Source organism: Streptomyces sp. 63XJN7_1_ISO-PGPR-S23-121 (assembly GCF_056173025.1).
In genome coordinates this window covers 962,694-977,870 of record NZ_CM149653.1, presented here as the reverse complement: position 1 = coordinate 977,870, position 15,177 = coordinate 962,694, and the positions used below count along the sequence as shown (strand labels likewise).

The 15,177-nt window shown below is 71.7% G+C and carries 11 protein-coding genes; 5 read left to right on the top strand and 6 right to left on the bottom strand.

Annotated features, from left to right (window positions below; all coding sequences use genetic code 11):
- Positions 1–1,611, top strand: coding sequence for an N-acyl-D-amino-acid deacylase family protein (locus AC0VYN_RS04600; protein ID WP_475534889.1), 1,611 nt, complete (start codon positions 1–3; stop codon positions 1,609–1,611).
- A gap of 14 nt (positions 1,612–1,625) precedes the next feature.
- On the opposite strand, the gene AC0VYN_RS04595 is transcribed toward AC0VYN_RS04600, so the two are convergent.
- Entirely contained in the window at positions 1,626–2,462 is an 837-nt protein-coding gene (locus tag AC0VYN_RS04595) for a S1 family peptidase (RefSeq protein WP_475534888.1), read from the bottom strand.
- Positions 2,463–2,696: 234 nt separating this feature from the next.
- On the opposite strand from AC0VYN_RS04595, the gene AC0VYN_RS04590 reads away from it, so the two are divergent.
- Both AC0VYN_RS04590 and AC0VYN_RS04585 read left to right on the top strand, forming a co-directional pair.
- Complete coding sequence (locus AC0VYN_RS04590) at positions 2,697–3,908, top strand: pyridoxal phosphate-dependent aminotransferase (protein ID WP_475534887.1); 1,212 nt, start codon at positions 2,697–2,699, stop codon at positions 3,906–3,908.
- Positions 3,909–4,010: 102 nt separating this feature from the next.
- Positions 4,011–4,433: an SCO4983 family protein gene (locus tag AC0VYN_RS04585; RefSeq protein WP_475534886.1), complete on the top strand. Its 423-nt coding sequence runs from the start codon at positions 4,011–4,013 to the stop codon at positions 4,431–4,433.
- Between the two features lie 375 nt (positions 4,434–4,808).
- Here AC0VYN_RS04585 and AC0VYN_RS04580 read toward each other — a convergent pair whose 3' ends face one another.
- Entirely contained in the window at positions 4,809–6,641 is a 1,833-nt protein-coding gene (locus AC0VYN_RS04580; protein ID WP_475534885.1) for a phosphoenolpyruvate carboxykinase (GTP), read from the bottom strand.
- 337 nt (positions 6,642–6,978) lie between these two features.
- Between AC0VYN_RS04580 and trhA the strand changes: the two genes are divergently transcribed.
- Entirely contained in the window at positions 6,979–7,692 is a 714-nt protein-coding gene (gene trhA, locus AC0VYN_RS04575) for a PAQR family membrane homeostasis protein TrhA (RefSeq protein WP_475534884.1), read from the top strand.
- Between the two features lie 70 nt (positions 7,693–7,762).
- The gene (locus AC0VYN_RS04570) at positions 7,763–8,494 is read left to right on the top strand and encodes a Mut7-C RNAse domain-containing protein (RefSeq protein WP_475534883.1); all 732 of its coding nucleotides are present in this window, start codon (positions 7,763–7,765) and stop codon (positions 8,492–8,494) included.
- Here AC0VYN_RS04570 and AC0VYN_RS04565 read toward each other — a convergent pair.
- From AC0VYN_RS04565 to AC0VYN_RS04550, 4 genes are read right to left on the bottom strand one after another with little or no spacing between them, the layout of a single operon-like run.
- Positions 8,491–10,902: a galactose oxidase-like domain-containing protein gene (locus tag AC0VYN_RS04565; protein WP_475534882.1), complete on the bottom strand. Its 2,412-nt coding sequence runs from the start codon at positions 10,900–10,902 to the stop codon at positions 8,491–8,493. The two genes, AC0VYN_RS04570 and AC0VYN_RS04565, sit on opposite strands and share 4 nt — an antisense overlap.
- Complete coding sequence (locus AC0VYN_RS04560; RefSeq protein ID WP_475534881.1) at positions 10,899–12,125, bottom strand: polyprenol monophosphomannose synthase; 1,227 nt, start codon at positions 12,123–12,125, stop codon at positions 10,899–10,901. The genes AC0VYN_RS04565 and AC0VYN_RS04560 overlap by 4 nt, the downstream gene beginning before the upstream one ends.
- Positions 12,122–13,771 (bottom strand): ArnT family glycosyltransferase, encoded by a 1,650-nt coding sequence (locus AC0VYN_RS04555; protein WP_475534880.1) that lies wholly within the window; start codon positions 13,769–13,771, stop codon positions 12,122–12,124. The genes AC0VYN_RS04560 and AC0VYN_RS04555 overlap by 4 nt, the downstream gene beginning before the upstream one ends.
- Positions 13,768–15,030 (bottom strand): glycosyltransferase, encoded by a 1,263-nt coding sequence (locus AC0VYN_RS04550; RefSeq protein WP_475534879.1) that lies wholly within the window; start codon positions 15,028–15,030, stop codon positions 13,768–13,770. Before AC0VYN_RS04550 ends, AC0VYN_RS04555 begins: the two co-directional genes overlap by 4 nt.
- Between the last annotated feature and the right edge of the window lie 147 nt (positions 15,031–15,177).

Sequence of the window (15,177 nt, the reverse complement as noted above, 5' to 3'; positions counted from 1 at the left end):
GTGGAAGAGCTGGTCATCCGGGACGCCGACGTCGTCGACGGCACCGGCGAGCCCTCGTACCGCGCCGACGTGGTCGTCGACGGAGGGCGCGTCGTGTCGATCGTCAAGGAGGCGGCGGCCGCCGGCTGCCAGCGCCCCCGGGCCCGGCGCGAGCTGGACGCCGAGGACCTGGTGCTGGCCCCCGGCTTCATCGACATGCACGCGCACAGCGACCTGGCCCTGCTGCGCGACCCCGACCACAGCGCGAAGGCGGCCCAGGGCGTCACCCTGGAGGTCCTCGGGCAGGACGGGCTCTCCTACGCGCCGGTCGACGACCGCACCCTCGGCGAGGTGCGCCGCGCCATCGCCGGGTGGAACGGCCCCGGGGACGACATCGACTTCGACTGGCGGTCGGTCGGCGAGTACCTGGACCGCCTGGACCGGGGCATCGCCGTCAACGCCGCCTATCTGATCCCCCAGGGCACGGTCCGCGCCCTCGTGGTCGGCTGGGAGGACCGGGAGGCGACCCCGGCCGAGCTGGAGCGGATGCGCCGGCTGGTCGCCGAGGGCATGGAACAGGGCGCGGTCGGCCTGTCGTCCGGGCTGACCTACACGCCCGGCATGTACGCCCAGGACGCCGAGCTGACCGAGCTGTGCCGCGTGGTGGCGTCGTACGACGGCTACTACTGCCCGCACCACCGCTCCTACGGGGCGGGCGCCCTCGAGGCGTACGCGGAGATGGTGGAGCTGACCCGGGAGGCGGGCTGCCCGCTGCACCTGGCGCACGCCACCATGAACTTCGGCGTGAACGAGGGCCGGGCCCCCGAGCTGCTGACGCTGCTGGACGGCGCGCTGGCGGCCGGCGCCGACATCACCCTCGACACCTACCCGTACACCCCCGGCTGCACGACGCTGGTGGCGCTGCTGCCGAGCTGGGCGGGCGAGGGCGGCCCGGAGCAGATCCTGAAGCGGCTGTCCGACGACGACACGGCCGAGCGCATCCGCCACCACCTGGAGGTGACCGGCTCCGACGGCTGCCACGGCGTGCCCGTGGAGTGGGAGACCATCGAGATCTCCGGCGTGACCGACCCGGCCCTGGCGGAGTACGTCGGCCGCACGGTACTGGAGTCGGCCGGGCTGCGCGGCGAGACGCCGTGGACGGTCGCCCGGCGCCTGCTGCTGGCCGACCGGCTGGCCCCGACGATCCTCCAGCACGTCGGACACGAGGAGAACGTCCGGGCGATCATGCGGCACCGCGTCCACACCGGCGGCTCGGACGGCATCCTCCAGGGCAGCAAGCCGCACCCGCGGGCCTACGGCACCTTCCCGCACTACCTCGGCCACTACGTGCGCGAGCTGGGCGTGCTGTCGCTGGAGGAGTGCGTGGCCCACCTCACCGCCCGCCCGGCGGCCCGGCTCCGGCTGCCCGACCGGGGCAGGATCCGCGAGGGGTACCGGGCCGACCTGGTCCTCTTCGACCCGGCGACCGTCGCGGCCGGCAGCACGTACGAGGAGCCGCGCCGGCTTCCGACGGGCATCCCGTACGTGCTGGTCGACGGGCGGTTCGTGATGGAGGACGGGCGCCGTACGGACGTCCTGGCCGGGCGGTCGGTCCGCCGGAGCCCGCGCTGACCGACCGCCGACGGCTACGGCTTGGGCAGCACGCAGCCGCTGCGGGCGAGGTCGAGCTTGTTGTCGGCGCCGAAGCAGGCGGGGATCTGGTAGGTCTGCTGGGCGTAGTTGATGCCCTTGCGGACCGTCACCGTGCCGTTCTCGGAGACCTCGCAGGGGTTGTTGTCGGTGCAGCGCCCGCCGTCCTCGTTGCCCGTGTTGTTGACGGCCACGACCTTGCCCGTGGCGTTGTCGACGACGGGCGAGCCGGAGGTGCCGCCGATGGTCTGGCAGGCGGAGGTGTAGCGGACCGAGTCCTTCCAGGTCCACTCCCCCTCCTTGAGGCGGTAGGCGAACCCGTCGATGTTGCAGGCGTAGGTCCGCTTCCAGTAGCCGGAGACCACGGTGATCGCGCTGCCGGGCGTGGGGCGGGTGTTGTTGAGCGTGAGCGGGCTGATCCCGTAGCTGCTGCGGATCTGGGCGTACGTGCTGGTGAGCTGGTACAGCGAGACGTCGGTGTCGGTCATCGTCGCGTAGGCGATCTTGCTGGCGCGCAGGGTGCCGACGCGGGTGCCGGAGGCGTTGAGCAGCCCGAAGGACCGGCTGGAGGGCTGGTTCACGACGACCTCGCCGGCCGCCGGGAAGCCGGTCTCCAGACAGTGGCCGTTGGACATGACCAGCGCCGGGTCGTCGTCCTCGGAGGCGGGCAGGCGGACGACGGAGCCGGAGCAGTTGCTGAGCGAGACGGCGCCGGCGAAGGTGACGGCGCGGACGGCGGGAGCGGCGGGTGACGCGGGTGACGCGACCGCCGGTGCCACGCCCACCCCGGTGACGGCCAGGGTGGCGAACGCGGCAAGGAGAGGCTTGTACATGTGGGGTCCCCTCTTCGGAGGGTGCCGGGCGGAGATCTTCCGGACGGCACCTGAATTGTCATGCGCATTGTTAGCGCCGAGAGGGGCGGGGACAAGGAGCGCTATCCGGCCGGTCGTTGGCGCGATCCGACCCCCCGGGCACGGCCGGAGGGGACGGCGGCGGCCGGAACCGGCACGTCTCACGTGGTGGAAAACACGGCCCAAGGGTCGTAACCGGGTCGTAAGCTCACGGACATGCAGGTGATCCAGTCGACCAAGCTCGCCAACGTCTGTTACGAGATCCGGGGCCCGGTACTCGAGGAGGCGATGCGGCTGGAGGCGGCCGGCCACCGCATCCTGAAGCTGAACACGGGCAACCCGGCGGCCTTCGGGTTCGAATGCCCGCCGGAGATCCTGGAGGACATCCTCCGCAACGTCTCGACGGCGCACGGCTACGGCGACGCGAAGGGCCTGCTGGCCGCGCGCCGGGCGGTCGTCATGCACAACCAGACCCTCGGCATCGAGACGGACGTCGAGCACGTCTTCATCGGCAACGGCGTCTCCGAGCTGATCGTGATGGCCATGCAGGGCCTGCTGGACGACGGCGACGAGGTCCTCGTCCCGGCGCCGGACTACCCCCTGTGGACGGCCGCCGTGTCCCTGTCCGGCGGTACGGCGGTGCACTACCGGTGCGACGAGCAGTCCGACTGGATGCCGGACCTCGCGGACGTGGAGCGCAAGGTCACCGACCGCACCAAGGCGATCGTCGTCATCAACCCGAACAACCCGACGGGCGCCGTGTACGACCGGGAGGTGCTGCGCGGGCTCACCGACATCGCGCGCCGGCACAACCTGCTGGTCTGCTCGGACGAGATCTACGACAAGATCCTCTACGACGACGCGGTGCACGTCCCGACGGCCGCGGTCGCCCCCGACCTGCTCACCCTCACCTTCAACGGCATGTCCAAGGCGTACCGGGTGGCCGGCTACCGGGTCGGCTGGATGTCGGTCTCGGGCCCGCGGGCGCACGCCGAGTCCTACATCGAGGGCCTGACGGTCCTGGCGAACATGCGGCTGTGCGCCAACATGCCGGGCCAGCACGGCGTGGTCGCGGCGCTCAGCGGGCGGCAGACCATCAAGGACCTGGTGCTGCCGGGCGGGCGGCTGCGCGAGCAGCGGGACGCCGCGCACGAGGCGCTGACCAGCATCCCGGGCGTGACCTGCGTGAAGCCCAAGGGGGCGCTGTACCTCTTCCCCCGCCTCGACCCCAAGGTATTCAAGATCAAGGACGACCGGCGGATGGTCCTGGACCTGCTGCGCCAGGAGAAGATCATGGTCGTCCAGGGCACCGGCTTCAACTGGCCCGAGCCGGACCACTTCCGCGTGGTGACCCTGCCGACGGCCGGCGACCTGCGCGAGGCGGTGGGCCGGATCGGGAACTTCCTGGACGGCTACGGCCAGCCCTGACCCTCACCCTCCGTATGCACGGGGTCCGATGTTGCGGTCGGCTCAACTTTAGAATGAATCCAATGTAGGATGGCATCCTGTAAGCGTTCAGGAGGCCGTCCCATGTACGAACCGATCCGCGGCAAGTCGGTCCACAGCACGGTGGCCGACGGCATCTCGGACTTCCCCCACCGGTCCCGTGAGGAGGAGCTGGACATCCAGCTCGCGGGTCACCTCTCCGCCCTGCTCGCCGCCACGGACGAGCTGCGCGCGCTGGCGCCCTCCCAGGAGCTGGACACCGCGGCCGACCGGCTCGCCGGGCAGGTCGCCCGGCTGCGGGGAGGTCACGCACCGGCCCGCGTGCCGCTGACGGCCGTGCCGTCCGCGGCGCACCCGGCGGCACTGCACCGCCGCGCGCACACCCTGGCGAGCCGCGCCCTGGTGGTGGCCGCGTCCCGTGCCGACACGGCGGTCGCGATCCTGACCGCCGAGCGCATGGACGCCCACTCCGCGGCCCTGGAGCCGCGCGAGCTGGCGTCCCGCTGAGCCCTCACCGGGCTCTCCCCGACGGCCCCGGTCCGCGCGCACCCGCAGCGACGCGCGGACCGGGCGCCCTTCACCGCATGGCTCGGGCCGTTCCGCGACGGCGCCGCGGGGCCGTCTGCCGCTTCGGCGACTTCCGGTCGTGTGTGGTTGCTCGCGCGGTTCCCCGCCCCCCTTCGGGGCGCATCCCCTCGGCAGCGTGGACATGTCGAAGGGCCGGGTCCGTCGCACGCCGTTGTGCGGGGACCCGGCCCGAGCGGGGCCTCCTCGTGCTCCGGGACATCGAGCTACTGGAGCGTGAGGAGGACCCTCGCGGCCGGCCTTCGTGACGACTTCGCGGGTCAGGGCTAGCCGGACCGGCCGCGGAACCAGGGGGGATCAGCCCAGGCGCTGCACCAGCGCCCGGTACTGGTCCCACAGCTCGGTGGGCGTGTGGTCGCCGAAGGTGTTCAGGTGCTCGGGGACGAGCGCCGCCTCCTCGCGCCACACCTCCTTGTCGACGCTGAGCAGGAAGTCGAGGTCGGCGTCGGCCAGGTCGAGGCCGTCGGTGTCGAGGGACTCCCTGGTCGGCAGGACGCCGATCGGGGTCTCCACGCCGTCCGCCTTGCCCTCGAGGCGCTCCACGATCCACTTCAGGACGCGGCCGTTCTCGCCGAAGCCGGGCCAGACGAACCGGCCGTCGTCGTCCTTGCGGAACCAGTTGACGTAGTAGATCTTGGGCAGCTTGGACTGGTCCTTGTCCTTGGCCACATTGATCCAGTGACCCATGTAGTCGCCCATGTTGTAGCCGCAGAAGGGCAGCATGGCGAACGGGTCGCGGCGCAGCTCGCCGACCTTGCCCTCGGCGGCGGCGGTCTTCTCGGAGGCCACGTTGGCGCCGAGGAAGACGCCGTGGTTCCAGTCGAAGGACTCCGTCACCAGCGGGACCGCGGTGGCGCGGCGCCCGCCGAAGAGGATCGCCGAGATCGGCACGCCCTTGGGGTCCTCCCACTCCGGCGCGATGATCGGGCACTGCGCGGCGGGCGTGGTGAAGCGGGCGTTGGGGTGGGCCGCCGGGGTCCCCGACTCCGGCGTCCAGTCGTTGCCCTTCCAGTCGGTGAGGTGGGCCGGGGTCTCCTCCGTCATGCCCTCCCACCACACGTCACCGTCGTCGGTGAGGGCGACGTTGGTGAAGACGGAGTTGCCCCACAGGGTCTTCATCGCGTTGGCGTTGGTGTGCTCACCGGTGCCGGGCGCGACGCCGAAGAAGCCGGCCTCGGGGTTGATGGCGTACAGGCGGCCGTCCTCGCCGAAGCGCATCCAGGCGATGTCGTCGCCGATGGTCTCCACGGTCCAGCCGGAGATCGTGGGCTCGAGCATGGCGAGGTTGGTCTTGCCGCAGGCCGACGGGAAGGCGGCGGCGACGTACTTGGGCTCGCCGGTGGGCGGGGTCAGCTTCAGCACGAGCATGTGCTCGGCGAGCCAGCCCGCGTCGCGGGCCATGACGGAGGCGATGCGCAGGGCGTAGCACTTCTTGCCCAGCAGGGCGTTGCCGCCGTAGCCGGAGCCGTAGGACCAGATCTCGCGGTCCTCGGGGAAGTGCGAGATGTACTTGGTGCTGTTGCACGGCCAGGGGACGTCCTCCTGGCCCTCGGCCAGCGGGGCGCCGAGGGTGTGCACGGCCTTGACGAAGAAGCCGTCGTCACCGAGCTCGTCCAGGACCGGCTGTCCCATGCGGGTCATGGTGCGCATGGAGACGGCGACGTAGGCGGAGTCGGTGATCTCCACGCCGAGCGCGGACAGCGGCGAGCCGAGCGGGCCCATGCAGAAGGGCACGACGTACATGGTCCGGCCGCGCATGGAACCGCGGAACAGACCGCCCTCGCCGCCGGTGCCCCGGAAGATCTCCCGCATCTCGGCGGGGTCCTTCCAGTGGTTGGTCGGGCCGGCGTCCTCCTCCTTGGCGGAGCAGATGAAGGTCCGGTCCTCGACGCGGGCGACGTCGGACGGGTCGGAGGCCGCGTAGTAGGAGTTGGGGCGCTTGATCGGGTCGAGCTTGCGGAAGGTGCCCTTGGCCACGAGCTCCTCGCACAGTCGCTCGTACTCGGCCTCGGATCCGTCACACCAGACCACGTTGTCCGGCTGCGTCAGTTCGGCGATCTCGTTCACCCACGAGATCAGCTCCTGGTGCTGGGTGGGGACGACGGGGGGAGCCGCGATGTCGCGCGCCACGATTGCTCCTAAATGAGGGGTTTTTTGTTGGAGGCCCCGTGGGGGCTGCGACCCGGATGCGTCACGCGAGGAGCTCACGCTGCTCATCCGGTGCCGACCGCACTCATTTGATCATCCGACGCGAGTGCCCATATGTCCAGAGGGCCTCACACCTGAGCGGAGTGAGGATCGCCACGTACCAGTGGTTGCCTCCGGGATTCTTTGCGTGCGCCTGGAGTTCGCCTGAAACTCCCTTTACTTCGCCGGCACGGGCACCCGTGAGACGATGGTCATCCGCCATCCGCCTCGCGCCTGTTACTGATGCGTAACTTAGGGTGGCGTAGGTACGATACGACTCATGACTGCGTCCGCCTCCGACGCGCCCGGGGACACGCAGGCCGCCGGCCGCGGTCCCGTGGCGCTCTCCCTGCCGCATCCGGTCAAGCCCAAGCTGCGCGGCTGGCTGCACCTCGGAATGTTCCCGGCCGTCCTCGTCGCGGGTCTGACACTCACCGCTCTCGCCGACACGTCCAGAGGGCGCATCGCCTGCGGGATCTACGCCGTCACGGCCTGCCTGCTGTTCGGTGTGAGCGCGCTGTACCACCGGGGCAACTGGAGCCCCCGCATGGACGGCGTCCTGCGACGGCTCGACCACGCCAACATCTTCCTGATCATCGCGGGCACCTACACCCCGCTCACGATGCTCCTGCTGCCGGGCGCCCAGGGGCGGTGGCTGCTGTGGGGCATCTGGGCCGCCGCGGCGGCCGGCATAGTCTTCCGGGTGTTCTGGGTCGGCGCCCCGCGCTGGCTCTACACCCCCTGCTACCTCGCCATGGGCTGGGCGGCCGTCTTCTACCTCCCGGAGTTCATGCGGGCCGGCGGCATCGCCGTACTCGTCCTGGTGATCGCGGGCGGCGTGCTCTACAGCGCGGGCGGCGTGATCTACGGCCTCAAGCGCCCCAACCCCTCACCGCGCTGGTTCGGCTTCCACGAGGTCTTCCACGCCTTCACCCTGGCGGCCTTCATCGCGCACTACGTGGGCATCTCGCTGGTGGCGTACCAGCAGGCGTAACCCCTCACCGGCGGGTCGCGGGCCCGGAAAAGCCCGCGGCCGCCGGGCTCCCGCGTGGCATCCTGACCAGGTGAACGGTCCCGAGATCCACGTCGAATTCGCCCCCGCGCTGCGCCTGTTCGTCCCCCGGGCCCGCCCCACCGGCACCGCCCGCGCCGTCACCGACGGCGTCTCCACCCTCGGCCACGTCGTCGAGTCCCTCGGCGTCCCGCTGACCGAGGTCGGCGCGCTCCTCGTGGACGGCCGCGAGGTGCCGCCCGGGCACGTCCCCGCCGGCGGCGAGTCGGTGACCGTCCGCGCCGTCGCGCACCCCCAGCGGGTCCCGGGCGCTCCCCTGCGCTTCCTCCTCGACGTGCACCTCGGCACCCTCGCCCGCCGCCTGCGCCTGCTCGGCGTGGACACGGCGTACGAGTCGACGGACCTCGGCGACCCGGCGCTCGCCGCGCTGTCGGCGTCCGAGAGACGGGTCATGCTCAGCCGCGACCGGGGCCTGCTGCGCCGCCGCGAGCTGTGGGCCGGCGCCTACGTCTACAGCACCCGCCCCGAGGAGCAGCTGAGGGACGTCCTGGACCGCTTCCGGCCCGAGCTGCGGCCCTGGACCCGGTGCACCGCGTGCAACGGGCTGCTGCGCCGGGCCACCAAGGACGAGGTGGCGGACCAGCTCAAGGGCGGCACGGAGCGGTCGTACGACGTGTTCGCGCAGTGCACGGCGTGCGGCAGGGCGTACTGGAAGGGCGCGCACCACGAACAGCTCGTGGCCATCGTGGAGCGCGCCCTCGCCGAGTCCGGGCAGGACCGCTAGCGCCGCTGCCGCACGTCCCCCTTCCCGCAGGCCACGCGGTCGCGGTCGGGGTCCAGGCGCAGCGGGTCGTCCGTGCCGTTGAGCTCCAGGCGGCCGTAATCGTTGCGCGCCAGCCAGGTGCAGCGGGCTGCCGTCGTCCTCTTCACCTCGGCCGGGAAGACGGTCGGCACGCAGACGTCGGCGGAGCCGTAGTGCCGGTCGCAGCCGGAGACGGTGGGGGCGACCGGCTGGGAGGCGCGCTTCCCGCCGGGGCCCGTGACCCTGCCCCGGGGGGCTCCGGCGAAGGAGTGCACGTGCGCCGAGGCGTCCTTCGCGGCGAGGGCCGCCGGACCCTGGAGGTGCACCCACTTCGCCACCGAGGGCACGCCGCCGGCGTCGACCGCGAAGAGCATGTACCAGCCGGGAGGGGCGAGATCGGGATTGCTCGTCACGTTCAGGTCGATGTTGTTCCCGTCCACGGACAGCGGCAGGTCCACGAACCGCTGGTTCGGGTCGGAGGAGTGGGTGACGGCGGCCGGGCGGATCAGCTCGGCCTTGGCGACGGGCCGGTCGACGGTGATCCGCTGGGTGTCGCCGTAGGTCCACTCGGTGTCGATCACCGAGGTGATCACGGGCCGCTCGCCCCTGAACAGGTACGGGGGCGTGTAGACCGACACGTCGTGGTTCCAGGAGCCGTTGCCCGGGTTGTCGCCGGTGGACATCACCCGGCCGTCGGGCAGCAGGAACGACGACGAGTGGTAGCCGCGGGCCTCCGGGTCGGCGGCCACCGGGTCGAAGGTCTCCGAGGCCGGGTCGAAGACCGAGGACTCGAAGACCGGGTTCGCCCGGTTGTGCAGCGCGCCGCCGGTCTCGAGCACCTTGCCGTCGGGCAGCAGCACGGCGGAGACGTACATCTTGCCCTGGTTCCCGGTCTGCGGCACCGGCCCGGCCCCGAGGTCGACCGTGCCCTGCGGCAGCGGGGGCCCGGCGACGTAGGCGGGGTTCGGCTGCTTGAGGTCGATGATGTCGGTCAGTCGGTTCGCGTCCGGGTTGGAGTCGATGTTGCCGCCGCCGATGGTCAGCACCCTCTGGTCCTGCGCCGGCGGCAGCAGCACGCTGGCCGACTGGTCGCGCACGTCCTTGGACTGGAGGCCCGGCACCTGGGTGACGGTGTTGGCGTCGTAGTCGTAGATCGCCGAACCGGTGCCGGGGATGTTGTCGCCGAAGACGTGGCTGCCGGAGTAGAAGAGCCGCCCGTCCTGCATGAGGATCATCGACGGGTACAGACCCCAGTACGACCAGGTCTGGTTGACCTGCCAGGTGGGCAGCCACTTCTGCTGCGCGTCCGACCACCGCTCGGCCGTGACGGACCCGGTGGAGTCCTCGCGCAGCCCGCCGAAGGAGATGACGTCGCCGTTGCCGAGGACCGTCGCCGACGGGTACCAGTGGCCGTCGTTCATGTCGTTGGTCCTGGTGTACGTCTCGGTCTCCGGGTCGAAGACGTACGAGTCCCTGAAGCCCTGGTAGCCGACCGTGCCGTCCGCCGAGGGGTAGCCGGCGTTGCCGCTCATGACGAGGACGCGGCCGTCCTGGAGCTGGACGTGCCCGGCGCAGAACATGTCCTTGGGCGTCGGGATCGTCCGGTACTCGCCGGTCGCCGGGTCGTACACGGCCGAGGTGAAGGTGCCGGCCTCGAACATCTCCGGGTCGTTGCCGGAGCCGGCGATCAGCAGCACCTTGCCGTTGTGCAGGACGACGGAGTGCATCGAGCGGACCGGGTTCCCGGTGGGCAGCACGTCCCAGCGGCCGTCGGCGCACTCCTTCGCGGTGCCGGTGCACTCCGGGTCCGGGACCGGGACGGCGACCTGCTCCATCGTGTAGTCGTCGGTGGTCGCGGAGCCGGTGCCGTAGACGGACACGCCCCAGCTGATGCGGTCGGTGCCGGCCGGGACCTCGGGCGTGCGGACACCCGCCTCGGTCCAGTCGGCGGCCATGTCCAGGGTCTTGAGGTCGGTCCAGTACTGCCAGCCCGCGGTGGCGTCGTGCCGGAAGAGGGTGAGCGCGGCGTCCGGGGTGGTGGTCTTGTACCAGAGGGACAGGTCGTACTGCCGGCCCGCCGTCACCACGGGCGCGCACTCGGCGGACTCGGTGATCAGCGCCTTGCGGTCGCCGTCCACCCGGCGGGTCAGCTCGACCTTCATGGCCTTCGCGCCGGTGTGCGCGTCGGCGGTGGTGGTGAAGGCGAAGTCGTTGTCGCCCCAGCCGGACTTCTCCCAGCAGTACGGCATGTCGCCGGTGCCGGCGGTCTCGAAGCCGGGGTTCCTGATCAGGTTGGCGGCCGAGGCGGGCTGGGGGGAGGTGAGCAGCAGGCCGCCGGTGAGGGCGGACACCGCCAGGAGGGCGGAGGTTCTCCTCCGGGGTCTTCTCATGCGTCGCTCCCTGCTGTGCGGGCGGTACGGCCGGCCTTCCGCTCCGGCGCGCTCCTGCGGCGCGGGCGCGGGAGGTACACGAGCGCCTCGGTCCCCGCGAAGCGCAGGACGAAGGTGATGACCAGGGCCAGCGCGGTGGCGGGCAGCACGGCCAGCCCCGCCTGCCCGACGAGCAGGGCGATCAACGGGATGCGCAGCACCAGGTCGGCGTTGGCGATCAGCGCGAACCGCACCGTCCGGTCGGCCCAGTGCCGGTGCCGGCGCCGGTCGCGGAAGAGCAGCCGGTCCAGGAGGAGGAGGTTCCAGGCCACCCCGAACTGGTTGGCGAGGATCTCGGCGGGCAGGTAGTGCAGCCCCGCCGCGGTCAGCGCCCACAGGGCGGCCAGGTTGGGCACGAAGCCGCTCAGCCCGATCAGCCCGAAGGCGATCATGCGGGCCGGTGCCGAGGCGGTGCGCAGCCCGGCCAGGTGGCGCAGGAAGCGCATCCCCTCCCGCGCGGTGGACTTGGACTCGCCCGCGAACCGCTCCTCGAACACGAACGGCACCTCGGTGACGGCGTGCGGGCGGCTGCGGACGGCGAGTTCGAGGAGGATCTTGTAGCCGAGCGGCTTGAGCACGTCCGCGGTGACCTCGCTGCGGCGGATGGCGAAGAAGCCGCTCATCGGGTCGCTGATGCCGCGCAGCCGGCGCGGGAAGAGGGCCTTGGTCAGCCAGGTCGCCGCGCGCGAGACGGCCACCCGGTAGCCGCCCGCGAGTCCGGCGCGGCTGCCGCCCTCGACGTACCGGGAGGCGACGACGAGCCCGGCGCCCGCCCGTTCGCCGGTGGCGACCAGTTCGGGGACCAGGGACGGCGGATGCTGGCAGTCGCCGTCCATGACGACGATCCAGTCCGACGTGGCCGCCTTCAGACCCTCGACGACCGCGCCGCCGAGCCCGCCGGCCGGTTCGTCCCGGTGCAGGACGGTGACCGGGAACGGGCAGTCCAGGGCCGCCTCCCGGATGACGTCCGGGGTGTCGTCGGTGGAGTCGTCCACGAAGACGACCTCGCAGGGCAGCCGGGCCGGCACCGACTCGGTGATCCGCCGCAGCAACTGCCGTACGTTGCCGGACTCGTTGAAGGTCGGTACGACGATGGTGACGGCGCCCGGCTCGGGCACCTCCGTGGCCGCGGGGCGCACGGCCGGACGGCCGAGCTCGCCGGGGACGGTGGACTCGTGGCTCATCGGGCGGCTCCGGAGGGCTGGATTCGGCGGATCTCGATGCGGTCCGCACCGGTGCCGAAGACGGCGACCGGGGTGGAGTGGTTCATGGCGGCCAGGACATTGGGCAGGTCGGCCGAGTCGCGCCGTACCGTCGGGGAGGCGACCACGTAGTCGATGTCGCGCCAGCCGCCCGGCATCGTCCTGGTCACCGCCGGGTCGAGGTCGGCCTTGTAGAACCAGATGACCCCGAGTCCGGGCCGGTACCCGGCGTGCACCAGGTCCAGCCACAGCGCGTCGTCGACGAGCACCCGGGTGCCGGCGGGGTCCGCCACCTCGTCGGCCAGCCAGTCGGCGGCGGCCTCGTAGGGGGCGTTGGCGTCGGCGGTGACGGCGGTGCGGTCGCCGTCGTACCAGCGCGGCACGACGTAGGCGCCGGCGGCGAGGACCAGGACGGCGGCGAGCGCGTACCGGCCGCCGCTCAGGGCCCGGCTCCCGGCCTCGGCCCGCCCTCTGCGCAGCACGGCGTGGGCGGTGCTCGCCGCGCCGCCGGCCAGGACCAGGGCGAGGAAGGGCAGGGCCTGGATGACGTACATGGCGGGCAGGTAGCCGTTCGGGCGCAGGGCGAGGGCGGCGAGGATCGCCACCGTCAGGGCCGGTCCGGCCAGGGCCCGCGCGGTGACCGACCAGCGCCAGGTGGCCAGCAGGAGCAGTGCCCCGGCGAGGCCGCCGAGGGGCAGCACGCGGTCGTAGTACAGCCAGGACTGCAGGACGCCCCAGGAGCCGGAGCCCTGGTCGAGGATGAAGCCCGAACCGGGCCGGGTCATCTGGTAGACGACGCCGTCCCAAAGGGAGACGTGGCCGCCGCCCGGCAGCAGCTCGCCCTTCAGCAGGGCGAACAGGGGGTAGGCGAACCCGATGAGCGCGCAGGCCGTGATCCCGCCGGTCAGGGCGAACTTGCGGGTGTCCCGGTGGCTGTGGCGCCACATGGTGACCAGCAGGGCGGGCAGGACGACGAGCATCGTCTCCTTGGTGAGCACCGCGGTGGCGGCGGCGACGCCCGCGCCGAAGTGGTGCCACAGGTGGCGGCTCGGGGAGGCGGCCAGCGCGAACGCCAGCAGGGTCCACATCACCGCGAGGTTGTCGAGGAAGATCTCCCGCTGGAGCACGACCGACAGCGGGGAGAGCCCGAACAGGGCCATGGCGAGTCCGGCGGCCCAGCGGGGCAGGGAGAGCCGGCGGGCGATGACGTGGACGAGGACCGCGGAGACGGCCGCGACCAGCAGCATCACCGCGCGCATGGTGCCGACGGTCATCGACTCGGGGCTGATCAGCGCGGGTATCCAGGTCAGCACGGCCAGCTGGATCCAGCCGAGCGGCGGGTGGTCGTACCAGTAGGTGTAGTGGGCGAGGCCCTCGCCCTGCTGGACGGACCAGGCCTGGGCGAGGTAGGTGCCCTCGTCGTCGCTGAGGGCCGGGTAGTCGGAGATGTTCCAGCCCTGCACGACCATGATCGCCAGGAGCAGCGTGCCGCACAGCAGCAGGTCGGGCCGGGAGGAGCGCAGGCGGCCCGGCGGAGCCGCGCGGTGCGGGGCCGTGCCGGTGTCGTGGGCAGGCCGGCGTTGCGCGGGGACCGGGGTGCCGGCCGCCGCGGGAAGGATGGAGGTCACGCGGGGACGTCCTCTCGGTCCACGGGCGCGAGGTGGGCGCCGACATGGCTGGTCAGCTCCCAGTCGTCGCGGCCGCGTTGCTCGCGCCACACGGCGCGTACGGCGGCCCCGGCGAGGAGGACCTGGTAGAAGGGGCCGCCGGCGATCAGCTTCAGGTAGTGGCCGAGGCGGACGCGGAGCCCGTACTGCTTGCCGAAGTCGTGCAGGCCGACGACCTCGAAGACGAACGTGACCAGGGCCGTCACGGCCGGCAGGAAGGTGATGAAGGCGATGCCGACGGGCACGTCCAGGAAGAGCGCGACGGCCACGTTCAACGGGATGATCACACCGGTGAAGGCCTGGAGGAACGGCGTCATCAGGGTGTAGCGGGCCAGCAGCCGCTGGGTGAAGGTGGGCAGCTGCTTCCAGTCCTTCTTCCGGTACACCTGGAGGAACCCCTGGTTCCAGCGGGTGCGCTGCTTGAGCAGTGACATCAGCGTGTCCGGGGTCTCCTCGCGGGTGACCATGTCGGAGTCGTAGGCGACGACGACCTTCTTGCCGGTGCTGGAGAGCCGGACGCCGAGGTCGCAGTCCTCGGCCAGGCAGTCCGGGTCCCAGCCGCCCGCCCCGCGCAGCACGTCCGTGCGCACGAAGACGGTGTTGCCGCCGAGCGGGATGAAGCCCTTCTGCGCGTGCAGGTGCAGCCGGGAGCGGAACCAGAAGAAGTACTCCAGGCAGTTGCGCAGGCTGTACCAGCTGGAGTGGAAGTTGATCAGCTGGACGCCGCCCTGGACGACGTCGGCGCCGGTGGTGCGGAAGGCGTGGTCGACGTGGGCGAGCAGCTCCGGATGGACCTGGTCCTCCGCGTCGAAGACCCCGACGACGTCGCCGCGGCAGTGCGGCAGCGCCGTGTTCATGGCCTTCGGCTTGTTCTTCTTCTCGTGGGTGTCGACGACGACGCGGACGCGTGGGTCGCGGGCGGCGGCCCGCTCGGCGACCGCGGTGGTCTCCGGGTCGTCGTGGCCCACGATCACGATGATCTCGAAGTCGGCGTGCGTCGAGGTCAGCAGCCGCTGGACGGTGTGGTCGAGCACGGCCTGTTCGTGCCGTGCGGGCAGCAGCAGCGAGAACGACACGTGCTCGTCGCCGTCGGGTCTGCTGAAGCGGGTGGACGCGAGCACCTCGGGCGTGCGCCAGGCGTGCATCTGCCACCACAGGGTGAAGGCCGCCATCCAGAAGAGCGCAAGCGAGACGGCGGCTACCAGGACAGACGTCAGCAAGAAAGATCCCCCCAGATCTCCGTGAATCCCCCTGCCGCGACGCCGCCCGGACCGGGCGGCGTCGCGTCACGGTGAAGAGGCTAGGGGTCTTCTGTGAAACACATCGGGTGTTTCGGTGAAGAGCGTGTTTCCTCACCACAGGAACCG